The organism is Pseudofrankia saprophytica, from assembly GCF_000235425.2.
Lineage (GTDB): Bacteria > Actinomycetota > Actinomycetes > Frankiales > Frankiaceae > Pseudofrankia > Pseudofrankia saprophytica.
Genome location: NZ_KI912266.1, coordinates 1,896,923 through 1,923,852 on the forward strand (window position 1 = coordinate 1,896,923; position 26,930 = coordinate 1,923,852).

Below are 26,930 nucleotides of genomic sequence, written 5' to 3' on the forward strand. Positions count from 1 at the left end.
TCGCCCCAGCGAGCCGTGGCGACGGCCTTTCGAGGGACGTGACCGGGACGTGATGTCGAACCCGACGGCTTGACCGGGAACGCCGCTGGTGGGTTGTATCGGCCACCGTGGCATGGCGTACGCGCGGTACATCGGTTCCGCTCGTACCGGTGCCGCCTTCTGAGCTCGCCACCGGTGGTCACCCCGCCGAAAGAGGCCAAGATCAGCACGATGCGGATGGCATCCGGCTGGCCGGTGTTACCCGCCGCTACGGCGACGTCGTCGCGGTCGAGCGGGTGGATCTGGCCGTCGCGCGCGGACGGCGGCTCGCGGTCGTCGGGCCGAGCGGCTGCGGGAAGTCCACGCTCCTCGGGCTGATCAGCGGGCTGGACGAGCCGGACGAGGGCGTCGTCGACGTGCTCGGCGCCACCGGACCCGCCGGTCGGCTCGCCCGATGTGCCCTGATGCCGCAACGCGACCTGCTGCTGCCCTGGCGGTCGGCGCTGGCCAACGCCGCGGTGTCGTTGGAGAACCGGGGAATGTCCCGCCGGGCGGCGCGAGCGGCGGTGCGGCCGCTGTTCGCCCGGTTCGGGCTGGCTGGGTTCGAGGATCATCGCCCTCGCCAGCTTTCCGGTGGCATGCGCCAGCGGGTGGCGTTCCTGCGCACCTTCGTCGCGGACAAGGAGATCCTGCTGCTGGACGAGCCGTTCGGCGCGCTCGACGCGATCACCCGCGCGGAGGCGCAGGACTGGCTGCGCTCCACCCTGGACGCCGAGCCGCGTACGGCCGTGCTGGTCACCCACGATGTGGAGGAGGCGCTGCTGCTTGGTCACGAGGTGGTCGTCCTGACGGGCCGCCCCGGCCGGGTGGCGGCTCGCCTGGCCGTCGATCTTCCCCCGGCCGGCTCCCGCCGCGAGCTGCTCGCGAGCGCCGAGTTCGTCGGGCTGCGCGACGCGGTCCTCGCCGCGCTGGAGCGGCCGCCGTCGACATCGACCGAGCAGGTGCGCTCGTGACGCCGCGCCCGGCTTCCCGGCGCGGTGCCCAGGGCCTTGGTGGATGGGGCCTTCGGCGATGGGGGCCGCCCGCGGTGGTGCTCGTCGCGGTCGTCGCCGCGTGGGAGCTGGCGACGGCCGTCCTCGGCGTCGAGGACTACATCCTGCCCGCGCCGAGTGCCGTGGCCCGTGCGCTGGTGCATCGTTGGGACTCGACGCTGGCGAGCGCCACCTGGGTGACGCTGACCGAGGTGGTGGCGGGTTTCGCGATCGCGGTCGGCGCCGGGCTGTTCATCGCCTGCGGGTTGCATTTCTCGCGGATCGCCCGGTCGGCGCTCTACCCTTGGCTGATCGGCTCGCAGACCGTGCCCGTGGTGGTGATCGCGCCGGTTCTGGCGATCATCTTCGGTTACTCGCTGACGCCGAAGCTCATCCTGGTGGCACTGCTCTGTTTCTTCCCGATCGTCGTGGGCACGCTCGACGGTCTGTCGGCCGTCGACGCCGACCTCAGGCGGACGATGCTCACCCTCTACGGCACGCGCTGGTCGATCTTTCGGCGGGTCGAGTTTCCCGCGGCACTTCCGTCGATGTTCACGGGGCTGCGGCTGTCCGCCGCGTATGCCTCGACGGCGGCGGTGTTCGGCGAGTACTCAGGCTCGTCCGACGGTCTCGGGCACGTGATGCGCCAGGCCGTTCCACAACTGCAGAGCGCGCTGGTCTTCGCTGCGATCGCCCTGCTGTCCGCCATGTCCATCGCCTTGTTCGTTCTGGTCACTGCCTTGGAGAGGGCACTGGTCGGCTGGGCTCACGAAGGGAAGAGCACCAACAGATGAGGGCTCACCGATCGACGTTCGGTCTCGGCGGCGGTGCTGGCTGCGCGCTGATGGCGGGAGTACTGGTCCTGTCCGCGTGCGGCGGCGGGAATCACGACGCGAACGGGGCATCCGCCGGCGGCGAGAAGACCCGGAAGACCACGGTCCTGCTGGACTGGGATCCCAACCCGGACCACGTCGCGCTCTACACGGCCCGCGACGCCGGCTACTTCAAGGCCGCCGGGCTCGACGTCACCCTGCAGCCGCCGTCCGACCCGTCGGACCCCACGAAGCTGGTCAGCACCGGCAGGATCGACCTGGGCATCTCCTACGAGCCGGAGACCGTGATCGCCGGTTCACAGGGCCTGGACGTGGTCGCCGTCGGGGCTCTGGTGCCCACCGCCCTGACCTCGGTCATGGCCACGGGCAAATCCCGGGTGCACGCCATCGCGGACCTCGCCGGCGCGAAGGTCGCCACCGCGGGCCTCGTCACCCAGGACGCGTTCCTGAAGACGATTCTCGCCAGCAACCACGTCGACGAAGGCTCCGTGACGAAGGTCGACGTCGGCCAGGACCTGCTCGCCGCGATGGTGACCGGCAACGTCGACGCGACCCTCGGCGGGTTCCGCAACGTCGAGGCCGTCCAGCTGGCGGCCGAGGGCCTGAACCCGACGGTCATCCCGGTGACCGAGGCCGGCGTGCCGGACTACGCCGAGCTCGTCGTCATCGCCCAGGCCAGCCGGCTGAAGAGCGATCCCGCCTACCAGAAGCTGGTACGCGACTTCCTCGGCGCGCTGGCCCGAGGCAACGCCGCCGTCCTGGCCGACCCGGCGAGCGCCGCGAAGACGATCGCCACGGTGGCCGAGGGATACGACCCCGCGGTGCTGCCGAAGATGGTCGACGCGACCGTGCCGCTGCTGCGCAACCCCGCCGGCTTCGGCCGCCAGGACACCGCTGCCTGGCAGTCGTTCGCCGACTGGATGTCCGCCGGGCATCTCATCGACAGGCCCGTGAAGGCCGCCGACGTCGTCACCAACGCCTATCTCCCCGCCAGCTGACCGGGGCCCGGGGGCGCGTGGTGGCCGGCGGCCCGCTGGCTCGAGGCTATCTTCCGTTCCCGGTGCACCGAGGGTCGTTCGGCGCGATCGCGACCGAGCCGTAGGCGGCGTCCGAGTGGTAGACGACGTACACCATGTTCGGCCCGTCGCACTTCGCGGACACGTTGCTAAAACCGTCCGGCATGTTGATGACCCGGGCCGGCTTGTCGTCGTGGCTGGCCACGGGCGCGTCCCGCCCCGGTTCCCGGGTCTTCTGCGAACAACCCGTCGCCGTGACGGCGATCGTCGCCGCGGCGAGCGGGAGCGCGACAGCCAGGCGAATCTTCATGCTGTTCCCCTCCACTGACTGCCCGTCGGTCGGGTCATCGTGGAGCGCGGCCGGGAGTCTGTGACCCCTTTTGTCTGGTTCTTGTCAACCGCGTGGTGGCCGGAGGGCTGCCGAGGTGCGGGGATCAGGCCGGTTGGGGGTTTTCGTAGGGGCCCAGGACCAGCCGGGCGACGTCCTCCAGCTGGCGGACGAGGTCGGGGAAGGTGAGGCGGCCGGCCGTCCAGGCACCGAGCCCGGAGGCCAGGGTGGCGTTCAGGGCGATTATGGCGGGCCTGGCGACGTCGGGTGGCACGTCGTCCATGAGAGCGGTGAGGACGGTGCGGTTGTCGTCGCCGAGGCCGGCCAGCTCCTCGCTCGCGAACGGGTCGCTGGAGCCTTCCACATGGGTGACGAGGCGGGCGAAGTTCGGATGCCGCTGGAAGGCCCGCAGCTCGCGGTGCAGGAACGCGGTGACGCGCGTGCAGGGGCCGGCCGGCGGGGTGCCGCTGTTGCCGCCGCGGGACTGGTCGCGGGAGACCTCGGCGCGTACCCGGTCGGTGAGCCGGCGCTGCCAGTCGGCCCAGGCGGCGGCGAGCAGATGATCCTTCGAGGAGAAGTAGCGATAGGCCGTACCGAGCGCGACCCCGGAGCGCTCGGCGACGTCCCGCATCTGCAACTGGTCCGGGGGCACCTGGTCGATCATCTCGATGACCGCGTCCGTGAGCCGACGCCGGCGGGCCAGCTGCGCCGGCGTCATCGTGCTGACCGGCTGCGGCAGGGTTTCCTCTTTCGCCACCTTTCCAGGCTACCTGGAAGCGGGTTTCATTTCGTATACCATTGGTGATCTTCGTCTACGCACCTGGCCTTGCTGCAAAGTTGTGAGGCCAGCCTCACAGTTGAAATTCCGTTCTACTGCGAGGATGGCTGTCGTGGTCGGCCGGCCGGCCCCGGTCAGCCGCGAGGGAGACCGAGGACGCGCTCGGCGATGACGTTGAGCTGGATCTCGATGGTGCCGCCGCCGATCAGGTGCGGCGGAACGCTCAGGTACTGGTGCACCGCCGCGGCGCCCGGGCCCTCGGCGCTGGCCGCCGCCGGGCCGAACCAGCGCAGGGTGCGCGTCGCGACGTCGGTGTTCAGGAAGCTCGCCGCGACCTTCGCGACGCTCGCCTCGGCGCCGGGACGAAGGCCGGACAGCGTGCGCAGCGTCCCGCGCAGGCTCATCGCGGACAGCGCGTACGCATGGGCGTACAGCGCGCCGATGTCCCGGTGGACGTCGTCGGCGCGCGCGGCGAGCTCCCCGGAGGCGGCCATCGCCGGCATGTCCAGCCTCAGCTCGCGCATCCCGCCCATGGCCACTCGCTCGTTGCCGAGCGTGGTGCGCGCCAGCGCCCAGCCCTTGTCGACCTCGCCCACCAACCGGTCGTCGGGCACGAGGACGTCGGTGAAGAAGACCTCGTTGAACAGGTAGTTGCCGTTGGCCTCGCGCAGCGGGCGCACCTCGATGCCGGGCGTGCGCATGTCGAGCAGGAAGTACGAGATGCCCCGGTGCTTGGGGGCGTCCTGGTTGGTCCGCGCGAGCAGGATTCCGTAGTCGGCCCGGTCCGCCATGGAGTTCCAGACCTTCTGGCCGTTGATCCGCCAGCCGCCCTCGGCCTTTTCCGCCCGGGTCGACAGCGCCGCCAGGTCGGAGCCGGCGCCCGGCTCGCTGAACAGCTGGCACCAGGTGATCTCGCCGCGCAGTGTCGCGGGGACGAGCGTGCGCTTCTGTTCCTCCGTGCCGTGCGCGAGGACCGTCGGCATCGCCCATTCGCCGATGACGGTCCTCGGTTGGGCCACGCCCGACCGTTCGTACTCCTGCTGGATGACGATCTGCTCGACGGGGGTGGCCGCGAGGCCGTAGGGACGCGGGTAGTGCGGCAGCACGAGCCCCTCGTCGGCGAGCCGGCGCTGGCGCTCGCCCTCGGGCAGCGCCGCCACCTCGTCGAGGATGCCGGCGATCCGAGCGCGGAACGCCGGGTCCGCCTCGGGAAGCTCGAGATCGAAGTCACGAGCCTGGCCGGAGGTGGCGACCAGGTTGCCGAGGCGGTGCTCGAACGTGGCGACCGGGCCGAGCAGGCTCTCCAGTGTCATGGCGCGCCGCCAGTACAGGTGGGTGTCGTGCTCCCACGTGTAGCCGATGCCGCCGAGCAGGGTGACGGTCTCCAGCCCGAGCTCGGTCGCGCCCGCGAGGCACAGGATCGCGGCCTCGGCGGCGGCGAGCGCGAGCTGCTCGTCGCCCTGCTCGACGGCGCGGGCCGCGTCCCAGGCGGCGGCGGTCATCGTCTCGGTTCTCACCAGCATCCGGGCGCAGCGGTGCTTGACGGCCTGGAACGAGCCGACCGGCCGGCCGAACTGCTCGCGCACCTTGACGTACTCGACGCCGGTGGTCAGCAGCCAGCGCGCGATGCCGACGGCCTCGGCGGCGAACAGCACGGCGGCCAGGACGCGCACCTGCTCCGCGTCGATCGCGACGACCTGCTCCGCGCCGACGGCGACGGCGTCCAGGTGCACCCGGGCGACCCCGCGGGTCAGGTCCACCGCGTCGGCGGGCTCGACGCGGACGCCGGGCGCGGCGGCGTCGACGACGAACCACACCTCCCCGCCGGCTGCCGCGTCAGTGGTGGCCACGGTGCCCACGGTGTTGGCGGCGGCCGTGCTGGCGGCGACGCGCGCCCCGAGCAGGAGCAGCTCGGCGCCGGCCGCGCCCAGCACCGGGACCGTCACGCCGGACACGGTGTGGCCGCCGTCGGATCCCGGCGTGGCGCGCGGGCCGGCGGCGGTGAGCGCGCTGGCGGCGCGAGCACCGGCGGCGAGCCCGGGCAACGTCCGCTTGCGCAACTCGTCGCTCGCGTTCCTGGCCAGCAGCCCGCTGGTCAGGACGGACGGCAGCAGGTGCCCGGGCAGCAGGGCGCGGGCGGTCTCCTCCAGCGCGACGGCGAGCTCCAGGTACCCGGCGCCGGCGCCGCCGTGCTCCTCGGGCAGGTGCAGCGACGTCAGGCCGAGCTCGACCAGCCCGTCCCAGCCGGGGAACGGGCCGCCGGCGGCGTAGGCATCGAGATCGGCGCGGATCGCGGCGGACGGGGCGTGGCGGGCGACGAAGCCCCGTATGGACGAGGCGAGCGCCTCATGGTCCTCGGTCAGGCCGATCGACACGACGACTCTCCTCGCGGTCAGGCGTCGAGCTTGAGGACCTTACGGGCGTTCTCGTGCAGGAACTTCGGCCAGACGTCGTCGCGGAACGGCACGTTCGGCATGTCCGTCATGATCCGCTCGAGCGAGAGGCCCATCGGGAAGTAGCCCGCATAGAGGATCTTGCCGGCGCCGCGGGTGTTGGCGAAGTCGATGATCGCCTTCGGGTAGTGCTTGGGCGCGAACGCGGACGTCGAGTAGTACAGGTTCGGCCACTTGAGCAGCAGCTTCACGGCGAGGTCCGTCCAGGGCTCGCAGCCGTGCCGGGTGACGAAGACCAGGTCGGGGAAGTCGAACATCACCTGGTCGATCAGCTCGACCCGCTGCGGCTCGAACTTCAGCCGCGGGCCGGGGACGCCAGTGCAGCAGAACACCGCGATTCCCAGCTCCACGCACTTGGCGTAGGCCGGGTACATCTTCTCGTCGTTGATCGCGACCTGCGGGAAGACTCCGGAGGGGAAGGCGCCCACCGCGCGGATGCCGAACTCCTCGTAGTCCCGCGTGATCGATCGCACCGTGCCCATCACGTCGTTCGGGTCGCCCAGGTTGCCGCTCGGGACGAACCGGTCCGGGAACTGCTTCAGCGCCAGCCGCGCGGACTCGCCGGCACAGCCGATCATGCCCTTCTCGATCCCGAAGCGGTCCATCTCGCGCAGCGTCACGCTGACCGGGTCGTCCGTGGGCAGGTCGTGCGGGACGTTCTTGAACATGTACTGCGCCGGGAACTCGAACGCCTTCGACTCGTCGTCCTTGAGCTGGCGGCGGATGAAGTCGTACTGCGAGGTACCCGGCTGCGGGAAACCGATCATCGTGTCGATGATCGGGACTCCGGTCGGAAAGGCCATCGCGCGTCCTCCACCTGCTCTCGATCAGATCTCGTCGCCCAGTCTGAAATTCGGTTTCACGAGAGTCAAGGTGTTCGGGCCGAAGCGCCGCGTCCCCTGGTGCTAGCGCCGTCGCTTCTGGTAGAAATGATGTTCTACCTGCCGCCGAGCTCGCGACGCTTGGACGTCACCAGCTTCACGTCGGGCGGGAAGGTCGTCGCTGGTTCGCTCCGTCCGGGCGGCGCGCTCCGGTCCCGTGCTCGCTTCGCTCCCACGGGACCTCCGCGCGCCGTCCTCCTCCGCTCACGGGTCCTCCGGCGACCTCCGCTGCTGCCCAACCCACTTCGCTTCGCTCGTGGGCCGGGCCTCCGCGGAGGCGCGCCTCCGGGCCAGCTCGGTTGCTTGGCGCTCGGACAGTGTGGGACCACAGGACCCTGTCGCGGGGCCACGTCGCTGCGCTCGTGGGGCGAAATTCGCTCCCGACCAACCGGTACGGGAGCGCTCAGGCTGTCACCAGTCCAGACACTCACGAGCGAAGCGAAGTGAACCTGTGGATCGGGTCGTTGTGGGTTGGTGGCGTTCAGCGGCGGGTGACCGCGCTGGGCGCGGAGGCGCGCCTCGCGGAGGCGCGGCCCCGGAGCGAAGCGAACGGGGCCGGGCCGCAGCGAGGTCGCCGGAGCGCCCGTGAGCGGAGGAGGACGCGGCGCGGAGGTCCCTTCCCGAAGCGAAGCGAGGGAAGGGACCGGAGCGCCGTGCCCGGACGGAGCGAACCAGAAACTCAGTACGAGCGGGCCACCAGGCAGACGAGGTCGTCGGTGTCGTCCGTGCCGTCCGGGAAGGTGCCGTCCGGGTTCTGGATGCAGCGGACGGTGAGGGCCTCGGCGGCCAGGCGCGCCTCGCCGTCGTCGCCGACCAGCCGCCACGGCAGGCGAGCGAAGCCGGTGGCGGCCGCCTCGACGGCCTCGTCCAGGGAGGTGACGTCGGCGGTGCGCGAGTCGCGCAGCGCCAGCGCCTGCTGGTACAGGGTGTCCTGGACGTCGTCGAGCAGCGCCGGGACCCGGCCGGCCGCCTCCGACAGCGGCACGGTCACCTTCTCGCCGGTGTCGCGGCGAGCCAGCGTGGTGTTGCCGGCGGCCAGGTCGCGGGGGCCGACCTCGACCCGGACCGGCACGCCCTTGAGCTCCCAGTCGGTGACCCGCCGGCCGAAGGACAGCCCCGGCCGGGCGTCCAGCGACACCCGCACCCCGGCCGCCCTCAGCTCGTCGGCGATCTGGGTGGCGGCGGCGACGACCTTCTCGTCGTCGCGGACCGGGAGAACGACCACCTGGGTCGCCGCGAGCCGCGGCGGGATGCGCAGTCCGCCGTCATCGCCGTGCGCCATGATCAGGCCGCCGACCATCCGGGTGGACGAGCCCCAGGAGGTCGTCCAGGCCAGGTGACGAGCGCCGTCGGCACCGAGGAAGTCGATGTCGAAGGCGCGCGCGAAGTTCTGGCCGAGCTCGTGGCTGGTGGCCATCTGCAGCGCCTTGCCGTCGCCCATCATGCCCTCGCAGGTGAGGGTGTTGATCGCCCCGGCGAACCGCTCCTTGCGGGTCTTGCGTCCGACGAAGACCGGCAGCGCCAGGGTCGACACCATGAAGTCCTGGTAGACGTCCAGCGCGATCCGGCGGGCGTAGGCGGCGGCGTCAGCCTGGTCGGCGTGCGCGGTGTGCCCCTCCTGCCAGAGGAACTCGCTCGTGCGCAGGAAGAGGCGCGGGCGCAGCTCCCAGCGGACGACGTTCGCCCACTGGTTGAGCAGCAGCGGCAGGTCGCGGTAGCTCTGCGTCCACTTGGCCATGTACTCGCCGATGACCGTCTCGCTGGTCGGGCGGACGACGATCGGCTCGTCCAGCTCCTTGCCGCCGCCGTGCGTGACGACGGCGAGCTCGGGACTGAACCCCTCGACGTGCTGGGCCTCCCGGCGCAGGTAGCTCTCCGGGATGAACAACGGGAAGTAGGCGTTCACCGCGCCGGCGGCCTTGATCCGGGCGTCGACGTCGGCCTGCATCCGTTCCCAGAGCGCATAGCCGTACGGTCGGATCACCATCGTCCCGCGGACCGGACCGTTGTCGGCCAACTCGGCCTTGGCGATCACGTCCTGATACCAGCGGGGGAAGTCCTCGGAACGAGACGTCAGCACTGCCACGCCTCCACGATATTGCCCTGGGTAGTTGTTTCGACGGCTGCCCTCGTCGGCGGTTCCGCGACGGGGCCGGCGCGGTCCCTCCGGGGGAGCCGGCGCGGGCCCGCCGCCGCCTGCCGGACCGCCGCTAGCTGGGCTGTCTGGCCGCCGGGGTGTACCGGCTCCGGTCGTCGCCACCCGATCGAGGGTGGCCGCCCGATCGAGGGCCGCCGGCCGTGGGACCGGCGTCGTGCGGCCAGACGGCCGCGCCGGCGGACGGGTGGGTGGGCTCGCGGAAGACGAGCAGGATGTCGGCGTCGGCGCGGTGGCTCACCAGGGCGGACGCGGGCGGCATGAGGACCATCGCCGCGGTGACCTCGGCGGCGGTCGCTCCCGGGGAGAGCAGCAGCCGGTACTCGGCCACATCCCCGTCGTGGACGCTGGTCACCTCGGCGAGCGAACGCGGCAGCTCGGCGAGCGGGCCCGGCTCCGGCGCGGGGTCCATGGCTTCGGACCCTCCGGCGCCGCCGAGGTCCTCGCCGCCGAGGTCCTCGGGGCCCAGGTCACCGACGTCGATGGCGGTGTCTTTCATGCACATCCTCCTTCTGCCTGGCTGACGCCAGCCGCTGGCCGCGACCGGCGGGTAGCCGAGGCCATGCGAACGCTCGCGTTCAGTTCCGGCTCCGATGCCGGGCGCGAGCCTGGACGGGGTCAGCCATCACCCATGACCCATGGCTATAGGACGAATGCTGTCAGCAACCGTGGCTTTGCTGAACAGCAATCGGACGGGACGAGCAAGGGGTGAAGGGTGATCCCCGGGCAGATGGGACATCGAGCAGCGCTCGACTGACGGTCGGTTTCGTTCCGTAGTTGTCCGACCACTTTCCTGTTGGCCTGACGCGCGAGCGTGGAGGGCTACCGGATGGTGGTGGGTTGTCGCTCCGGGATGGGGGGTGAACGGAAGGGGGCGTGGAGGAGACGGTGCGGCGGCCGGAGCCGGCGTAGTTGTCGCGTAGGCCGTCTGTGTACCAACGGGTCAAATGCCATCACGGCTCGTAGCCATGCCTGGGATCCCCGAGCCTGTTGGCTCCGGATCAACCTAAACGGGTAGCTGTTCCAGTGTGTGTCCGGTTTGCGTTCGGGTTTGTTCATTCCCGGTTCACTATGGGCCGCTTCGATGATTCACCGGTGGTCCGGACGGGACCGCTGGGGGCAGGCGCCTCGCGGCGCCACAAAGAAGGGCTACTCGTGAAGGTAGGCAAGCGCCAGTCCGCCGCCGCCGGCATCGCCGTCGCGGCACTGCTCAGCGTCGCGGCATGTGGTTCGGACGACAACGGCGACACGCCGAGCACTCCGGCCAGCGGGTCCGCATCCGCTGGGGGCGCGGCGGCGATCGACTGCGCCACCGGCAGCATCAGCGGTGGCGGCTCGTCCGCGCAGAAGAACGCGATGGACGAGTGGATCAGTGCGTACCAGGACGCCTGCAGCGGCACGACCGTCGCCTACGCGTCGTCCAGCTCCGGCACCGGCCGCCAGTCGTTCATCGACAAGCAGGTCGACTTCGCCGGCTCCGACTCCGCGATCAAGGACGACCAGAAGACGGCCGCCGCGGCCCGCTGCACCGGTGGCGAGGTCGTCGACATCCCGATGGTGGTCGGCCCGATCGCCGTCGTCTACAACCTGTCGGGCGTGAGCGACCTCAAGCTGTCGCCGGGGACCGTCGCCAAGATCTTCTCGGGTGCGATCACCAAGTGGAACGACCCGGCGATCAAGGCCGACAACGGCAGCGCGTCCCTGCCGGACACCGCCATCGCGTCGGTGCACCGCTCGGACAGCTCGGGCACCACCGACAACTTCACCAAGTTCCTGGCCGGCGCCGGCGGTTCGGACTGGACCTTCGACCACAGTTCCGACTGGAAGGCGACGGGCGGCCAGGGCTCGAAGGGCAGCGACGGCATCGCCTCGACGGTCAAGTCCACCCCGGGCGCGATCGGCTACGTCGAGCTGTCGTACGCCGAGAACTCCGGCCTGTCGACCGCCCAGCTGAAGAACGCTGCCGGTGAGTTCGTCAAGGTCAGCACGGACGGCGCCTCCAAGGGCGTCTCCACCGCCACCGCCAAGGATGGCAACGACCTGGTCCTGACCTTCGACTACAAGACCGCGACCCCGGGTGCCTACCCGGCGTACCTGGTCTCGTACGAGATCGTCTGCACCAAGGGCCTCGACCCCGCCAAGGCTGCCCTGGTGAAGTCCTTCCTGACCTACACCTCGTCCGAGGCCGGTCAGGCCTCGATCTCTGACCTGGGTTACGCGCCGCTGCCTAGCGCGGTGGCCACCAAGGTCCAGGGCGTCGTCGCCACCCTTGGCTGATCTTCGGCCTTGAGGTGACCTTCCGTCCGGATGCCCGTGGCCGTGCCGATGGCTGGTCGGGCAACGGGCATCCGGCGGGAGGACCGGGCCGGTTCGGCCCGTGCGTGTGTTGATGCGGCCGCGGCCGGGGCGTTCGGCCCGGCCGCGGCTCGCCACGTTTGTCGGTCCTGATGACAAGTCTCGGAACCAGATGATCAGGAGGGGACGATGACCACAGAACCGGCCGCCCAGACGGCCGGCCCGGCGCCGTCCGAGCCAGGGGGGACTGGCGGTGGTGAGTCCCCTCCCAATACCGATACCGATACCGCTCCACGCGCCAAGGCGAAGGTCAGCTTCGCCGACGCGGCCTTCAAGAACGTGACGCGCCTCTGCGGCTTCCTGCTGCTGGCGCTCATGGCGGCGATCGCGCTGTTCCTCGTTCTCAAGGCGACGGACGCGCTGGGCGCCAACAAGGCGAACTTCTTCACCACGCAGACGTGGTTCCCGAACGAGGCCGGCAACCCGCGGTTCGGCATCGCCGCGCTGCTGTTCGGCACGGTCGTCACGGCCGCGGTCGCGATGATCATCGCGGTGCCGGTGGCCGTCGGGATCGCCCTGTTCATCACGAACTACGCGCCCCGCCGGGTCGGTGACGCGCTGGGCTACATCGTCGACCTGCTGGCCGCCGTGCCCAGCGTCGTCTACGGCCTGTGGGGCCTGGCCATCCTCGCGCCACACATGAACGGCACCCAGAGCTGGTTGAGCCAGTACCTTCCCTGGTTCCCGTGGACTCCGCTCGGCGGGGCGATCCTGGGCCTGGCCTTCGGTCTGATCCGCCGCGCCACGGCCACGGGAAGCAACTCCGTGGGCACACCCATCACCGCGGGCGTGGTACTTGGCGTCGTCGTGTCTCTGATCGCCGGCATCGCCGACGCACCGGATGACATCGGCATCTTCAGCACCGCGAGCGGCTCGGTCGGTCGGTCGATCTTCGTGGCGGGCGTCGTTCTCGCCATCATGGTCCTGCCGATCGTCGCGGCCATCTCGCGCGAGGTCTTCAAGCAGGTCCCGATCGCGCACAAGGAAGCGGCGTTCGCGCTCGGGGCGACCCGCTGGGAGATGATCCGCACGGCGGTGCTGCCCTACGGCCAGCCCGGCGTGATCAGCGCCTCGATGCTGGGCCTCGGCCGGGCGATGGGCGAGACCATCGCGGTCGCGATGGTCCTGCCCGCGTCGTTCGGTATCTCGGTGCACCTCCTCGAACCGGCCGGAAACACGATCGCCGCGAACATCGCGAACGGCTTCGGCGACTCCAACGACACCGGCCGCGGCGCGCTGATCGCGTCCGGTCTCGTGCTGTTCATCGTCACCATGCTGGTCAACATCGCCGCGCGGGCCATCATCGCCCGCCGGGCCGAGTTCTCGGGGGCCGCGGCATGAGCACCCTGACAGTGGCACCCGAGGGCGCCCCCGCGGCCGACAAGCTGCACCTTCATGGCAACAAGCTGCCCGCCTTCGCGCTGCCGGTGATCGCCGTCGCGTCCGTCGGCATCTCCCTGTTGCTGTATTTCGCCACCCCGATGGACAGCGAGATCCAGATCCTTCTGCTCTCGCTGCTGTTCTTCGCGGCCGGCCAGACGATCGCCTCCGTAGTGGTCGAGGGCGGCCGGCGGGCCAGGGACCGGTTCGCGACGACGCTGCTCATCGGGGCCTTCCTGCTCGCGATGGTCCCGCTCGTCGCCGTGCTGGTCACGGTGATCAGCAAGGGTGCCGCTCGCCTCGACGTCGAGTTCCTCACCCACTCGATGCGGGGCGTCAGGGCTCGCGACCACGGCGGCGGCGCCTATGCGGCGATCATCGGCACCCTGGAGCAGATCGCCCTCGCGAGCCTCATCGCGGTGCCGTTCAGCGTGCTGGTCGCGATCTACCTGGTCGAGTACGGCCGCGGCCGGATCAGCCGGACGATCAGCTTCTTCGTCGACGTGCTGACCGGTCTGCCGTCGATCATCGCCGGTCTGTTCATCTACGCCTTCTACCTGATCGTCCTGGGTGCCCCGCAGACCGGATTCGCCGGTTCGCTGGCGTTGATCATCCTGATGATCCCGACGGTGGTCCGCTCCACCGAGGAGATGCTCAAGCTGGTCCCGAACGAGCTGCGCGAGGCGAGCTACGCGCTCGGGGTCGCGCGGTGGCGCACGATCCTGAAGGTCGTGGTTCCCACGGCGCTGCCGGGCATTGTGACGGGCGTCATGTTGGCCATCGCCCGAGTGGCCGGCGAGACCGCGCCGCTGCTGCTTACGGTCTTCGGGAACGACTCCATCAACAACGACCCGTTCTCGGGCCACCAGGCGGCCCTTCCGTTGTACATCTTCTCCGAGGCCGCGAAGCCGCAGAGCTGGGCCATTGACCGTGCCTGGTCGGCCGCGCTCGTCCTGATCATCATTGTCATGCTGCTGAACCTGATTGCGCGCTTCATCGCGCGCCGGACCAGGGTCTGACCGCCTCGATGAGCAACGTCTCCGCAAACCGAATCACGAGTTCCCAGGCCGGCGAAGCCGACCTGGGAGGGACCCCGTTCGCGTCGACCGAGCCCCGACGGCTCAGGTAGCAGAGGTAGCAATGGCCACCCGAATCGACATCCAGGGGCTGAACGTCTTCTACGGCAAGTTCAAGGCCGTAGCGGGCGTGAACCTCGCCATCGAGCCGAAGAACGTCACCGCGTTCATCGGCCCCTCCGGCTGCGGCAAGTCCACCGTGCTGCGCACGCTGAACCGGATGCACGAGGTCATCCCGGGCGCGAGCGTCGAGGGCAAGGTCCTGCTCGACGGCGAGGACCTGTATGGGGCCGGGGTAGACCCGGTGAACGTGCGTCGCCAGGTCGGCATGGTCTTCCAGCGGCCGAACCCGTTCCCGACGATGTCCATCTACGAGAACGTCGTCGCCGGGCTGAAGCTCAACGGCACCCGCAAGAAGTCGCTGCTCGACGAACGCGCCGAGGAGTCGCTGCGCGGCGCCAACCTGTGGGACGAGGTCAAGGACCGCCTCGGCCGCCCGGGTGCCGGCCTGTCCGGTGGCCAGCAGCAGCGGCTCTGCATCGCCCGCGCGATCGCCGTCGAGCCGCAGGTGCTGCTCATGGACGAGCCCTGCTCCGCGCTCGACCCGATCTCGACGCTGGCGATCGAGGACCTCATCGCGAAGCTGAAGAACAGCTACACGATCGTGATCGTCACCCACAACATGCAGCAGGCTTCCCGGGTGAGCGACGCGACCGCGTTCTTCTCGCTCGAGGCGACCGGCCAGCCCGGCAAGCTGATCGAGTACGACAAGACCACCAAGATCTTCACCAACCCCGGCGAGAAGCGCACCGAGGACTACATCTCCGGGCGGTTCGGCTGAGCATGCCCCAGGGTGCCGTGCAGGCCGGTCTACCTCAGGTCGGCTCGGTCCAGGTCGGTGCGGCGGCGGCCGGCGGTCTGGCGGCGCGCTCCGCGGTGGTGCTGATCGCCGACGTCGACGTGGACGACGAGCTGGTCGCGGCGTTCGGTGCCCGCGGCGCCGAGGCGCGGGTGGTCGGCGACGGGGCGCTCGCCCTGCTGGAGGCCGGCCGGCTCGGGCCGTCCACGGTGCTCGTCAGCGCCACGCTGCCGGTCCTCGACGGCATCGGCGTGGTGCGCGCGCTGCGGGCCATGCGTGGCCGCGGCGAGATGACCATCCTGCTCGGCCTCGGCCCGGAGGACCGGTCGCAGGCCGCGGCGGGACTGGAGGCGGGCGCGAGCGCGTGCGTCGCCAAGCCGTACCTGGCCAGCGAGGTCCTCGCGCTCGCGGGCCTGCCGGTGGCGGAACCCGTGGCCGTGGCGGGGAGCCCGGTCGCCGCCGTCGGCGGTCCGGGCGCGGCCGTCGGCCCAGGCGGACCGGCCGTCGCGGCCGGTCCGGTGGTCGGCTGGGTCGCCGGGCGACCGGGACCCACCGTCATCGGTGAGCATGATCCGGAGGTGCTCAGGGTCGGCCCGGTGATGCTCGACATCGGCGCGCACCAGGTGCGGGTCGACGGCGTACCGGTCGCGGTGCCGCCGCGGGAGTTCCGGCTCCTGCGCGTCCTGCTCGAGCGCGCCGGCCGGGTCGTGCCTCGCGAGAGCCTGCTCGAGCTGGTCTGGGGCACCTCGCAGATGGACTCGAACACACTCGCCGTCCACGTCCGCCGCCTGCGCCGCCGCCTCGGCGACACCGCCGACACCCCCTGGTCGATCGAGAGCGTCCGCGGCGTCGGCTACCGCTACCGCCTGCCCTAGCGATCTGCCCGGATCTGCCCGGGATCGTCCGCCGAGAACTGTCGGACCGCCGCGATACAAGTAGCGGCAGACGGGACGAGTCGTCGGGCCGGCGGAGGTCGATGCGCGGTGGGTGCTGGCGGTGCGGTGGGTGCTGGCGGTGCGCAGGGGCGTGACACGCGCCGGCGCGGTGTGGGGCGGGTGGTGCCGCCCGTCGAGCCGCGGGCGCTGGCGAAGGTGCCCTTCGTCGAGCTGGCCGACGGCCGGCTGCGGGGAGTCGTGTCGAGCGGCTCGGACATCGGGCGGGTGTACGTCTCGTCGATCGTCGCGGGGACGCACGAGTACAGCTGCGGCACGAACAACAACCGCCCGTGCGGCGGGCTGACCAGTGCCGGGCTGTGCAACCACCTGCGCGCCCTGGTCGACGCCGCGGTGCTCCAGTACGGCGGCGGGCGGGTGGCGCGGTACCTGCGCGTCGACGGCGCCGAGGACGCCATGTCCGCGGACGACGTCGTGTCACGCCTGCGGGGCCAGCGCGCCCGGCTGGAGGCGGCCTCCGTGTTCAGCGGGTTCCTGCGCCACCTCGGCTACCTGGAGCTGCCGGACGTCGCCCTGCCCGTCCCCGAGCTGGACTGGTTCCCGGCCGGGCGGGCGGTCCTGTAGATGCTCGCCACGCAGCTCCACGCGCTCGCCGGCGCCGCGCCCGCCGGGGTCGCGGAGGCGTTCGCCCTGGTCGACGGTTTCGACGACGTCCTGGTGGAGGGCCTCGGGCGGCTCGACGCGGCCCGCGGTGACGCGCTAGGTGCCCTGGCGGGCGCGGTGGCGGCGACGCCGATGGGTCCGGCCGCCCGCGACGCCGCCGAGAAGATCGTGGCGGGCTCGGTCACCGACGAGGCGCTGGTCGCGCTCGCCGGCGCGCGGGCCGCGGTGCTGGGCGCCGCGCACGATGCCCTGCTCGCCAGCTTCGACGCTGCCCTGGGCCGGGACAGGCTGACCGGGGAACCGGTGGGAGGACCCATCGCGCCGCCACCGCCGCCGGACTGGGAACCGGCGCTCGCCGGATGCCGCTCCTGGCTGCGGGACGTGGCCATCACCGGCTGGCGTGGCGTCGACGAGGACGTCGTCTCGTCGTCGGCCCAGGCCCGCCAGGCCGCGCTGGCCGAGCCGCGGCTGCGCCGGCTGGCGGTGCTGCTCGACGGGCTGGCGGCGGAGCTGCGCGCGTCCGGCCAGGTCGGGACGGCCGCCGGCCCGCCGGTCCGGCGCTGGGCCGATCTGTGGGCGCGGGCGCTGCTGTTGGCCTGGCGTGGCGACTGGTCGCCACCGGCCGGGCCGGCCGGCGGCGAGCCCACGGGCCTGGTGTCCGGGCGGCTCCTGGTGCTGGGCGCGGAGGTGGCCGAGCACGACACCGCCGCGCGGGTACAGGTCCACGCCATCCTGGAACCCGCCGCGGAAGGCGGCGCCGGCGGTCGGCCCCGGCTCGTGCGTACCGGCGTGACCGTCGCGAAGGTCGACACCCTGGTCGGGCCGGCGCTGTGGCGCCTGTTCGCGGACTACCCGGTGCTGCTGGGCGCGCTCGCCGAGCACCGGGTGCTGGAGGTCGCGGACATGGTGTCGCTCGACAGCGGCGATCTGGTCTGGCGGGAGGACGCCGCCCGTCTCGGTGACGCCGCGGACCCGTTCGTCACCGCCCGGGTACGGCTGGCGGAGACGGTGTCCTCGGCTCCCGCGCCGCTCGACCGGCATCCGGTCCGGATCACCGAGCCCGTTCTGATCGAGGGGTACAAGACCGCGTTGGACGAGGTCACCCGGACGCTGACGTTCGACCTGGCCGGAACGGCGCTGGTCGTCGAGGCCGACCCGGCCGTGGACCCTGCGTCGAGCCTCGGTCCACTGACACCGGCGCTGCTGGCCGCCTCGTCCGCCTGCCTGGGGCTGCTGCGCTGGGACGACGACCGGTGGTGGCTTCGGCCGCTGGCGGCCCAGGCCGTCGTCAGGAAGAAGCCGGTGACGGCCCACGCCGGCGACTGGGCTCTCGGCGCCCCCGATCCGAAGATCGCGAAGACGCGGGCCAAGAACGGTGACGCCGTCGCCGTGCTGCGCGAGCGGGCCGGACGGTTGCTGCGCCGATGAACCCGATCCCGAACCCGATCGGCGAGGAGTCCATGGACCTCGACGTCGCGGCGCTCGAGAACCGTCGCCAGGTCCTGTACTGGCGGCTGCTGGCCCGGATCTTCGCGCCGGACGAGCAGCCCGCGTTGGAGTCGGCGAGCGTCGCCGTCGTCGAGGATCTCGGCCTGCCGCCTGCGCTGCTCGACCCGGCCGTGTCCATCGACACCATCGTGCAGCGCTTCCCGGCGCTGGCCGATCAGATCCCGGGCCTGCTCGAACGGCGGGGCACGACCGGCGACGAGCCCGCGTCACCCGGGCACGAGGCCGCCGACGTGCCCGGCGCTCCCGTCGGTGAGGCGGAGGTGCGCAGCGCGGCGTTGATGTCGAAACTGCTTCTCAACGTGTTCGCGACCGGGTCGGGCGGCGTCACGGCCGGTCGGCTCGCCGGCTGGCAGAGCGACGCCGGCTGGCTCAGGCAGGCGCTCGGCGGGCCGGGCACCGGCGACGGCGACGCGACGGCCGGGCTGGGTGGTGTGCTCGGCGACATCGAGGCCGACCTGGTGCGCCGGATGCACCTGCGCGAGGTGCTGGCGAACAACGCCCTCGCCAGCCAGCTCACGCCGAGCATGTCCCTGATCGAGCAGTTGCTGCGGGACAAGAGCAACCTGTCGGGTGTCGCGCTGGCCAACGCGAAGTCCCTGATCCGCCGGTTCGTCGACGAGGTCGCCGAGGTGCTGCGCACCCAGGTGGAGAAGGCGAGCGTCGGGACGATCGACCGTTCGGTGCCGCCGAAGCGGGTGTACCGCAACCTGGACCTGGACCGCACGATCTGGCGGAACCTGACCAACTGGAATCCCGACGACCAGCGCCTCTACGTCGACCGGCTGTACTACCGGCAGACGGCCCGGCGGACGACGCCGGCGCGGATGATCGTCGTGGTCGATCAGTCCGGGTCGATGGTCGACTCGATGGTGAACTGCACCATCCTGGCGTCGATCTTCGCGGGCCTGCCCAAGGTGGACGTCCACCTGATCGCGTACGACACCCGGGCGCTCGACCTCACACCCTGGGTGCACGACCCGTTCGAGGTCCTGCTGCGTACCAGCCTCGGTGGCGGCAACGACGGCCCGGTCGCGATGGCCATGGCCCGCCCCAAGATCGTCGATCCGCGGAACACGGCCATGGTGTGGATCTCGGACTTCTACGAGTTCGACCGGTCCCAGCCGCTGTTCGACGCCATCGAATCGGTCCACCGGTCCGGTGTGCGGTTCATCCCGGTCGGATCGGTGAACAGTTCCGGCCGCCAGAGCGTGAACCCCTGGTTCCGTGACCGGTTCAAGGACCTGGGCACGCCCGTGATCTCGGGCCACGTCCGCAAGCTCGTCTTCGAGCTGAAGAGCTTCCTCGCCTGACGTGCTCGTTCTCCTGGTCGTTCTCGTCTCGTTCTCGACCTCGTTCTCGACTTCCCGTATCCGTACGCCGACACCCGTGGAGACCCACGTATGACCGCCGAGATGCTGCGTGCCCCCGCCGAGGTCAAGTACGCCGACGAGCTGGACTGGCTGGAGTCCGTCGACGACGGGCCCAAGCCCTTCTCGTGGCGCCTGAGCCCGCGGATGGTCCGCCTGTTCGTCCTCGGCTCCCAGCGTTCCGACCGCCTGGACCGCGGCGTCGACCAGAAGTGGTTCGGCGAGGCGAGCCTGGTCGAGCGCGCCATCGTGACGCTCGCGTCCGACCGTGGCCTGCTGCTGATCGGGGACCCGGGGACCGGCAAGAGCTGGCTCGCCGAGCTGCTCGCGGCGGCGATCAGCCGTGACTCGACGCTGGTCGTCCAGGGCACCGCCGGCACCACCGAGGACCACATCAAGTACTCGTGGAACGTCTCGATGGTGATCGCGCAGGGGCAGTCCAGGAAGTCGATGATCCCCTCGCCGATCATGACCGCCATGGAACGCGGCATGATCGGCCGGTTCGAGGAGCTCACGCGGTCGACCAGCGACGTCCAGGACGCGCTGATCTCGATCCTGTCGGAGAAGTACGTCTCGATTCCCGAGCTCGACAGCGACAACACCGTGTTCGCCCAGCCGGGATTCTCGATCATCGCGACAGCGAACAGCCGTGACCGGGGTGTCAACGACCTCTCCTCGGCGCTCAAGCGCCGGTTCAACTTCGTCCGGATCCCGGTGGTGACGAACAAGCGCAGCGAGGCAGACATCGTCCGGTTCCGCACCACGGAGCTGCTGCGCCGCCACCAGATCGAGCTGGACGTCCCGCCGACGCTGCTCGACATCCTGCTGCAGAGCTTCGCCGACCTGCGGGCCGCCGCGGCCTCGGCGACCAGCGATGACGAGAAGCTCGAATCGGCCCTCTCCACCGCCGAGCAGATCGGCGTGCTCGAGGACGCGATCCTGCACAGCCAGTTCTTCGGGGAGCGGGTGCTGGGCGCGGGCGCCCTCGCGAGCTCGCTGGTCGGCTCGCTCGCCCGCCGCAGCCCCGAGGATCTCGCCATCCTCAACAAGTACTGGCACGGTGTCGTCGAGCCGCGCAGCAAGAAGGACGGCGGGCTGTGGCCGGACTTCCTCGAAGGCGGCCGTCAGGCGATCGCGACCCTGTCGTGAGCCCGGCGCGCGTGCACGGCGGACCGGCCAGCGGCCTCGACGCGGATCGCGCCCACGGGCACACCAAGGTCACGAACGGTTCCGCCGGCTCTGCCAGCTCGACCGGCTCTACCAGCTCCGCTGAGCCCTTCGGCGTGCTGCGGGAAAGGCTCGTCGACGCGGCGGCGGCGTTCGCGGCGGATTCGACCGCGCTAGCCGAGATCATGGCCGGCCTGGTCGATGACGTCGGTTGGGCGCTGCGCGAGCCGCTCGAGATCTTCCCCGTCTGCCACCACTCGCCGGCGTCGGCACTGGCGATGGCCAGCCGGTTGTGGGAGAAGCGGCCGAAAGTCATCTACCTGGAGCTGTGCGAGGATCTGCGGCCTCTGCTCGGTGAGCTACGCAACTGCCGGCTGCCGGTGGCGCCGCAGGCGTTCGCCCACGAGCTGGCCGGGTTTCCCGCCGGCTGGGGCCCACTGAGCATCGTCGCGCCGATCACCGAGGCCTCCGCCGAGTACCAGGCGATCGCCTACGCGCTCGAGACGCCGGACGTCGAGCTCGTGCTCGTCGACTGGTCGACCGACCACCTCTTCCAGTGGGAGGAACGCGCGGCGGCCGAGGCGGCGGCCAGCGCCCGCCCGGCACCGCGGGACGCGCCGGACGGGGGCGGGGGGGCCGCCGAGCCCGCGGACCCCGACCGCGGCGACGAGGCGGCGCTACACGGCGACGCGGTCGGCATCGAGATCGGCGACCTGCGCCCCCGGTTCGCCGAGCTGGAGGAGTTCCTGCTGCGGCACGGGCGGGTCCGGCACTGGTCGGAATGGTGGGACCAGTACGTCGAGCAGCCACTGGCGGTCGCCGACTACGACACCTACCGGCAGGCGATGACGCTCATCGGCAGCCTGTTCCGGCGGATGACGCCCGCGGGCGGTGGCCACCGGCTGGCCCGGGACGAGGAACGCGAGCGCCACATGTGGACCCGGATCCGGGAGCACCTGGCCCGGTCCGGCGTCGACCGGTCGGAGTGCCTCTACGTCTGCGGCGCGTTTCACGCCGTCAGCCGCGTCCCCGAGTTCGGCACGCTCGCCGGTCCGCCCGGGTGGGAGCCGCCCCGCCGGGAGCCGGCTGTCGAGCCGCCCGGCCAGGAGATCCACGAGATCCACGAGACCTACGAGATCGGCCCGGTGACGGCCACCCGCTGGATGTATGGGCTCATCCCGTCCAGCCACTCGGCCATCGAGGCGCAGTTCGGCCTCGCCGGCGGATCCGTGTCGATCGCGCGGGCCACCTGGGCGAAGGCGCTGACCCGCTCGGGCGTCACCCCGTTCCAGCTCACCGACGGTCGCGCCACGGGCCGCCGCGCCCGGCCCGCGAAGGTGGCCAGGACGGGCGGGACGGGGCCGGGCAGGACCGGTCCCGACGGCCGCCAGGCCGGCGGCGCCGAAGGCCGGGACGGGCCGGGCGGCGCTGCCGAGCCCCTGGTGGGCTTCCTCGAACGGCCGCCGGCGCTCGATGGGCTGGACGAGGCCGAGCTGCTCGGCTGGTCCGTGGACATCGTCAGGCTGGCCCGCCGAAGCGGTTACCTCGCCAGCACCGCCGACGCGATCGCCGTGTTCGAGACCTCGATCCTGCTCGCCGGGCTGCGCAACCGGGCCCGCCCCACGCCGTACGACTTCCAGGACGCGGCGGTCACCTGCATCGAGAAGGACGTCGTTCCCGGCCGCCGTGACGTGCGGCGGCTGTGCGAGATCCTGCTCGGCGGAGACCGGATCGGCCAGGTCGGCTACGACGCGCTCCCGCCGCTCGCCCAGGACGTCTACGACCGGCTTGCCCCGCTTGGGCTCGATCTGGACAAGCGCACCGTGCAACGGGTGTTGATCGACCTCGCGGCGAGCCCCGAGCTGGCCGAGTGCTCGCACCTGCTGTGGATGTTGCGTTACCTGCTGCCAGATGGGGCGATCCGTCCCATCCTCGGGGTACGGCGGCTTGGCGAGCGTTCCGTCCAGGAGAGCTGGGACGTGGCGATCGGCCGGCACCAGCGAGTGCTGATCGAGCTGGGCTACGAGGCGGTCACCATCGAGCAGGCGGTGGAGCAGCGGCTGCGGCGCGCCGCCTGGGCGCCGACGGCCACCGCGGCGGTCGCGCTCGCCGCCGTCGAGGACGCGATCGTCTATCTCGACAGCCGCCGCCTCGCCGAGGAGCTGGGCGCCCGCGCCGTCGAGCTGCTCACCACCGAACGGACCGTCGACGACGCGCCCGAGGTGCTGCGCCGCATCCGCCGCCTGCTGGACTACTACCGGGTCAACGAGCCGAGCCTGCCGGCCTGGTGCGAGCAGTTCGTCAAGGGCGGGTACGCGCACTACTGCACGCTGCTGCCGACCGCCTTCACCGCCGAGGACGTCGGTGTCCGCCAGGTGGCCTCCATGCTCGGCTTCCTGCTGACCCTGGAGAACCTCGCGCTGTCCCTCGGCTGTGATCGCGCGCAGCTGGAGCTGGCCGTGCGCCAGTCCCATCCAGAGGAGCCGGCCCGGGTCGCGCTGCTGTGGGCCGCCCAGACCCGGCTCGGTCAGTTGCCCATGGCCGAGCTGCGAGCGCGCTGCGACGACCTGCTCGCGGGCCCGCTCACCGTCCCGGCGTTCCCGCGCTATCTGGCGGGTCTCGTCCAGGCCCTGGAGCCAGTGCCGACGCTTACCCCGTTCGCGGTCGAGATGATCTCCAAGGCGTTCGCGCGGCTGCCCGACCCAGTCCTGCTTCCCTGGCTGCCGACACTGGTCACGACACTGCGTGACCACGCGGGCGAGCTGGTACCGACGCTCGTGCGCGAGGCGGGCCGTACCTTCCCCGGGAACCTGGCGGACCTGGACGCGTGGGTCGCGCCCTGGTCGGACCGTCCGGCCTCCACCGTGCCCGCGGTGGACCCGGCCGATGCCGGGCGTACCTATCCGGGTGTTGCCGAGGTCGCCCGGTTGCTGGCGGATCACCCGGCGACCGCCGACGCGGTCCACGACCTGATCGCGCCGCGGGTCAGACCGACAGACTCGCCGTGACATCGCCGGGCAGCGCGTACCTGCCAGGCCCGACGGCGACGGCGAGGCCGTCGTCGAGGAGGCCGCGCAGGGCGCGCTCCCGCTGGACCGGCTCGTCCCAGACGGCGTCGAGCAGGGCCGCGTCGACGGGGCCGTCCGCGTCTCGCAGCACGGCGAGCAGCCGGCCACGCACCTGGCGGTCGGTGCCGGCGTAGCCCTGCGGGCGCCGGGCCGGGCCGTCGTGGGGTGGGCTGCCGGCGAGCAGCCACGCGCACCGTTCCCGGACCGGGCAGCCGTCGCAGCGGGGTGCCCGGGCGACACAGACCAGCGCGCCGAGCTCCATGAACGCGGCGCTGGCCCGGGCGGCGGTCTCCGGATCGGCCGGCAGCAGGTTCTCGACGGCGGCGAGGTCGCGACGGCTGACCGTGGCGGGACCCTCGGCGGCGCCCTCGACCGCGCGGGCGAACAGACGCCGGACGTTCACGTCGACCACCGCATGGCGCTGCCGGAACGCGAACGCGGCGACCGCGCGGGCCGTGTAAGTGCCGATACCTGGGAGGGCGAGCAGATCGTCGAGGCCGTCCGGGATCGCGCCGCCGTGCCGCTCGACGATGGCGGTCGCCGCCTGGTGCAGGCGCAGCGCCCGGCGCGGGTAGCCAAGACGCCCCCACATTCGAACGGCCTCGCCGGCCGGCTCCGCCGCGAGCGCGGCTGGGTCGGGCCAGCGCGCGAGCCAGGCCGCCCAGACCGGCAGCACCCGGTTCACGGGCGTCTGCTGCAGCATCACCTCACTGACGAGCACGCCCCAGGGCCCGGCCTCCGGCCGCCGCCAGGGCAGATCCCGCGCCACCAGCCCGTACCACTCGAGCACGACGTCGGCGAACGGACGCCCATCGGTCGCCCACGTGTCCGCCGTGCCCGCCTTACCCTGCTTCCCGTTCATCACCGCCATCGTGCCAGCCGCCCGGCCAGGGCCGTCCCACCGGGCCGGCCCTGCCTCGTCCGACTGGCCGGCCCTGATCCGCGCGGCTGGACCGACCCGCTGGGCCCGACTCCGGGCATGGCAAAGCGGGCCGTCCCAACACCTGCGTGCAGGCGAGACGACCCGCTTCGTCTGACCCGGAGGGTCAGCGAGCTAGCTGAGACGTGGTCAACCGGCAAGGACCTCGTCGAGCATGGCCTCGGCCTTGTCCTCGTTGGTGCCCTCGGCGAGGGCAAGCTCACTGACGAGGATCTGCCGAGCCTTGCTGAGCATCCGCTTTTCGCCGGCCGACAGGCCGCGCTCCCGGTCACGTCGCCACAGGTCGCGAACGACCTCGGCCACCTTGTTCACGTCGCCCGAGGCCAGCTTCTCGAGGTTGGCCTTGTACCGGCGCGACCAGTTGGTCGGCTCCTCGGTGTGCGGCGCGCGCAGCACCTCGAAGACGCGCTCCAGGCCGTCCTGGCCGACGACATCGCGCACGCCAACCATGCCGATGTTGTCGGCCGGTACGCGCACGGTCAGGTCGCCCTGAGCCACCTTGAGCACGAGATAGAGTTTCTCTTCACCTTTGATGACGCGCGTTTCAATCGCATCGATGAGAGCAGCCCCGTGATGCGGGTAAACGACGGTCTCGCCGACTTGGAAAGCCATGTGTCACGTGCCCCTTCCGCCTCTACCAGCGTAACACGCACGCATCGCTGCAGGTCAGACGCATGCGGGGTCGCGCGCGGTCGACGGGGCCGCTCTGGTCCGCCGCAGCGGAGCGTTCTGGCCACGCTCCGCCAACCACGAACACCGCCCGGCGTCGGCTTGCGCCGCTTCGGTCAAGCCGTCCGGCTGGTCTGACCGAACTGTCCGACCCGCGTCCCGACCTGCTGAAACGCTCGCCACACTCGCGCGGCCACACCGCCGTCATGTCCCGGTCGAACGGCGCCCGGCGGACCGTTCATGAACACGCCGCGTGGCCCCGCACCGAAGGCCGAGACGCGCGGCGGCTCAGTTCCGCCGGCCCAAACCGGACCGAGACTTCGGCGCGTCGCATTCCGTCGCCGCACGCGGTGACCGGCCCGTGTACTCCGCGCCGACAAAACGGTGGCATGGCGTAGCGGAGTAGTTGGCAATCGCGAGATTCCGACCGGTGTCGGCACCGGAGCTGACGCACCGGTACCGCCCTGATCCATGGCGGGGTCGCGGACCTACCCGACCCGGGCGGCGACCTCCTGCGACGGAGCACTACCTGAACCGCCGCCGGCCTGGCCTGGCGGATCGCCGGCGAGGCAGCGGTCACACCGCACCCGGGCTCGCCGCCCGCGCGAGGCACGTCCGCATACCAGGTGGCTAGTCTTAGCGCCGAGCAGCCCAAGGCGCCCCCGCGCGGCCGTCGCCGTGCCCGTCTCGTCGTCCGGCTGCGCTACTGGACCAGCGCGGGCGCCCTGTTCGGGTGCCGCGCCCGCACGACAGGAGTCACCGAGCCGTGAGCCGCCGTCCGGGGGCGCGCAGCGCAGCCATTTCGCGCCGTCCCGCCGTCACGTCCGCCCCGCCCATCTCGCGCGCCGCGGGCGTCGCCCCGGCCCGCTCGCTGCGCCGCACGGCGGCGGCGCTGGCCGCCGCCGCGCTGCTGTCCGCTCCGGCGCTCGCTGCCTGTGCCAGCGGCACTGACGCGATGACGGGCCTGGCGCGCACGACGACGAACACCGCCAACGGCGCCGTCGGCACCATCGACCTGCGCAACGTCTACGTCGCCGGCCCGGTCAGGGCCGGCGAGGACGCCCAGGTCATCTCGGCCCTGTTCAACGGCGGGAGCCAGGCCGACGAACTGGTCAGTGTCTCGTCACCGGACGCGGCCGGGGGCGCACCCGGCAGCCCGGCGACGCTGCCCCCGGCGGGCGGCCAGATCTACATCGCCAACGGCTCGGCTCCGAGCCTCACCGGCCTGAAGAAGGACCTGCCGGTGGGCTCCGCGACGAAGGTGACCTTCACGTTCGCCAAGGCCGGCGCCGTCACCCTGGACGTGCCGGTCGAGGAGCCGCTGCCCGGCGCCTCCGGCACGCCCACCGCCACGCCGTCCGCGTCCGCGACACCCACCGCGACCCCGCCGGCGGCGACGTCCGCGACACCGTCCGCGGGCTCCACCGCCACCCCGACGGCCGGCTCCACCGCCACCCCGACCGTGGGAACCAGCGCCACCTCCACCGCCGGCTGAGCCGACGGCGCGCCCAGTCGAAAGAACCTCCGGCT

The 26,930-nt window shown here is 71.7% G+C and carries 23 protein-coding genes; 15 read left to right on the top strand and 8 right to left on the bottom strand.

Features of this window, described 5'->3' with window-relative positions:
• Nucleotides 1–149 precede the first annotated feature (149 nt).
• From FRCN3DRAFT_RS0208000 to FRCN3DRAFT_RS0208010, 3 genes are all read left to right on the top strand, one after another.
• Nucleotides 150–992: an ABC transporter ATP-binding protein gene (locus FRCN3DRAFT_RS0208000; RefSeq protein ID WP_007512367.1), complete on the top strand. Its 843-nt coding sequence runs from the start codon at nt 150–152 to the stop codon at nt 990–992.
• 161 nt (nt 993–1,153) lie between these two features.
• The gene (locus tag FRCN3DRAFT_RS0208005) at nt 1,154–1,804 is read left to right on the top strand and encodes an ABC transporter permease (RefSeq protein WP_232793965.1); all 651 of its coding nucleotides are present in this window, start codon (nt 1,154–1,156) and stop codon (nt 1,802–1,804) included.
• On the top strand, nt 1,801–2,841 hold the full coding sequence (locus FRCN3DRAFT_RS0208010; protein ID WP_007512364.1) for an ABC transporter substrate-binding protein: 1,041 nt from the start codon (nt 1,801–1,803) through the stop codon (nt 2,839–2,841). The genes FRCN3DRAFT_RS0208005 and FRCN3DRAFT_RS0208010 overlap by 4 nt, the downstream gene beginning before the upstream one ends.
• A gap of 46 nt (nt 2,842–2,887) precedes the next feature.
• On the opposite strand, the gene FRCN3DRAFT_RS0208015 is transcribed toward FRCN3DRAFT_RS0208010, so the two are convergent.
• The 6 genes from FRCN3DRAFT_RS0208015 to FRCN3DRAFT_RS54900 form a co-directional block, all read right to left on the bottom strand.
• Nucleotides 2,888–3,169, bottom strand: coding sequence for a hypothetical protein (locus FRCN3DRAFT_RS0208015; RefSeq protein ID WP_007512362.1), 282 nt, complete (start codon nt 3,167–3,169; stop codon nt 2,888–2,890).
• Nucleotides 3,170–3,293: 124 nt separating this feature from the next.
• Nucleotides 3,294–3,944 carry a TetR family transcriptional regulator gene (locus FRCN3DRAFT_RS0208020; RefSeq protein ID WP_007512361.1) on the bottom strand — a complete coding sequence of 217 codons (651 nt, stop codon included), beginning with the start codon at nt 3,942–3,944 and terminating at the stop codon, nt 3,294–3,296.
• A 155-nt stretch (nt 3,945–4,099) separates the two neighbouring features.
• Nucleotides 4,100–6,340 carry an acyl-CoA dehydrogenase family protein gene (locus FRCN3DRAFT_RS0208025; protein ID WP_007512359.1) on the bottom strand — a complete coding sequence of 747 codons (2,241 nt, stop codon included), beginning with the start codon at nt 6,338–6,340 and terminating at the stop codon, nt 4,100–4,102.
• Between the two features lie 17 nt (nt 6,341–6,357).
• Complete coding sequence (locus FRCN3DRAFT_RS0208030) at nt 6,358–7,221, bottom strand: amidohydrolase family protein (RefSeq protein WP_007512357.1); 864 nt, start codon at nt 7,219–7,221, stop codon at nt 6,358–6,360.
• Nucleotides 7,222–7,978: 757 nt separating this feature from the next.
• Entirely contained in the window at nt 7,979–9,385 is a 1,407-nt protein-coding gene (gene proS, locus FRCN3DRAFT_RS0208035; protein WP_027140363.1) for a proline--tRNA ligase, read from the bottom strand.
• Between the two features lie 124 nt (nt 9,386–9,509).
• Nucleotides 9,510–9,953 carry a hypothetical protein gene (locus FRCN3DRAFT_RS54900; protein WP_007512354.1) on the bottom strand — a complete coding sequence of 148 codons (444 nt, stop codon included), beginning with the start codon at nt 9,951–9,953 and terminating at the stop codon, nt 9,510–9,512.
• Between the two features lie 656 nt (nt 9,954–10,609).
• Here FRCN3DRAFT_RS54900 and pstS point away from each other — a divergent pair.
• The 10 genes from pstS (at nt 10,610) to FRCN3DRAFT_RS0208090 (ending at nt 23,731) form a co-directional block, all read left to right on the top strand.
• Entirely contained in the window at nt 10,610–11,731 is a 1,122-nt protein-coding gene (gene pstS, locus FRCN3DRAFT_RS0208045; RefSeq protein ID WP_007512352.1) for a phosphate ABC transporter substrate-binding protein PstS, read from the top strand.
• A gap of 207 nt (nt 11,732–11,938) precedes the next feature.
• A complete protein-coding gene (locus tag FRCN3DRAFT_RS0208050) occupies nt 11,939–13,150 on the top strand; it encodes a PstC family ABC transporter permease (protein WP_007512350.1) in 1,212 nt (403 codons plus the stop codon).
• A complete protein-coding gene (gene pstA, locus FRCN3DRAFT_RS0208055) occupies nt 13,147–14,208 on the top strand; it encodes a phosphate ABC transporter permease PstA (RefSeq protein ID WP_007512348.1) in 1,062 nt (353 codons plus the stop codon). Before FRCN3DRAFT_RS0208050 ends, pstA begins: the two co-directional genes overlap by 4 nt.
• A gap of 121 nt (nt 14,209–14,329) precedes the next feature.
• Nucleotides 14,330–15,106, top strand: a complete 777-nt coding sequence (gene pstB, locus FRCN3DRAFT_RS0208060) for a phosphate ABC transporter ATP-binding protein PstB (protein ID WP_007512347.1) — start codon at nt 14,330–14,332, stop codon at nt 15,104–15,106.
• 2 nt (nt 15,107–15,108) lie between these two features.
• Nucleotides 15,109–15,999, top strand: a complete 891-nt coding sequence (locus FRCN3DRAFT_RS0208065) for a response regulator transcription factor (protein ID WP_007512345.1) — start codon at nt 15,109–15,111, stop codon at nt 15,997–15,999.
• A 180-nt stretch (nt 16,000–16,179) separates the two neighbouring features.
• Nucleotides 16,180–16,641 carry a hypothetical protein gene (locus FRCN3DRAFT_RS0208070; protein ID WP_035926886.1) on the top strand — a complete coding sequence of 154 codons (462 nt, stop codon included), beginning with the start codon at nt 16,180–16,182 and terminating at the stop codon, nt 16,639–16,641.
• Nucleotides 16,642–18,108, top strand: a complete 1,467-nt coding sequence (locus tag FRCN3DRAFT_RS0208075) for a hypothetical protein (RefSeq protein ID WP_007512341.1) — start codon at nt 16,642–16,644, stop codon at nt 18,106–18,108.
• Nucleotides 18,105–19,499 (top strand): VWA domain-containing protein, encoded by a 1,395-nt coding sequence (locus FRCN3DRAFT_RS0208080; protein WP_007512339.1) that lies wholly within the window; start codon nt 18,105–18,107, stop codon nt 19,497–19,499. Before FRCN3DRAFT_RS0208075 ends, FRCN3DRAFT_RS0208080 begins: the two co-directional genes overlap by 4 nt.
• Nucleotides 19,500–19,589: 90 nt before the next feature.
• Entirely contained in the window at nt 19,590–20,705 is a 1,116-nt protein-coding gene (locus FRCN3DRAFT_RS0208085) for an ATP-binding protein (RefSeq protein ID WP_007512337.1), read from the top strand.
• Nucleotides 20,702–23,731, top strand: a complete 3,030-nt coding sequence (locus FRCN3DRAFT_RS0208090) for a DUF5682 family protein (RefSeq protein ID WP_007512335.1) — start codon at nt 20,702–20,704, stop codon at nt 23,729–23,731. The genes FRCN3DRAFT_RS0208085 and FRCN3DRAFT_RS0208090 overlap by 4 nt, the downstream gene beginning before the upstream one ends.
• Here the strand turns inward: FRCN3DRAFT_RS0208090 and FRCN3DRAFT_RS0208095 are convergent.
• Both FRCN3DRAFT_RS0208095 and FRCN3DRAFT_RS0208100 read right to left on the bottom strand, forming a co-directional pair.
• Entirely contained in the window at nt 23,709–24,662 is a 954-nt protein-coding gene (locus FRCN3DRAFT_RS0208095) for an HhH-GPD family protein (protein ID WP_007512333.1), read from the bottom strand. The genes FRCN3DRAFT_RS0208090 and FRCN3DRAFT_RS0208095 overlap by 23 nt on opposite strands.
• Nucleotides 24,663–24,860: 198 nt before the next feature.
• A complete protein-coding gene (locus tag FRCN3DRAFT_RS0208100) occupies nt 24,861–25,343 on the bottom strand; it encodes a CarD family transcriptional regulator (RefSeq protein WP_007512332.1) in 483 nt (160 codons plus the stop codon).
• A 683-nt stretch (nt 25,344–26,026) separates the two neighbouring features.
• On the opposite strand from FRCN3DRAFT_RS0208100, the gene FRCN3DRAFT_RS53915 reads away from it, so the two are divergent.
• Both FRCN3DRAFT_RS53915 and FRCN3DRAFT_RS0208105 read left to right on the top strand, forming a co-directional pair.
• Entirely contained in the window at nt 26,027–26,170 is a 144-nt protein-coding gene (locus FRCN3DRAFT_RS53915; protein ID WP_157845189.1) for a hypothetical protein, read from the top strand.
• A complete protein-coding gene (locus FRCN3DRAFT_RS0208105) occupies nt 26,167–26,895 on the top strand; it encodes a copper chaperone PCu(A)C domain-containing protein (RefSeq protein WP_007512328.1) in 729 nt (242 codons plus the stop codon). The genes FRCN3DRAFT_RS53915 and FRCN3DRAFT_RS0208105 overlap by 4 nt, the downstream gene beginning before the upstream one ends.
• The last annotated feature ends 35 nt before the right edge of the window (nt 26,896–26,930 follow it).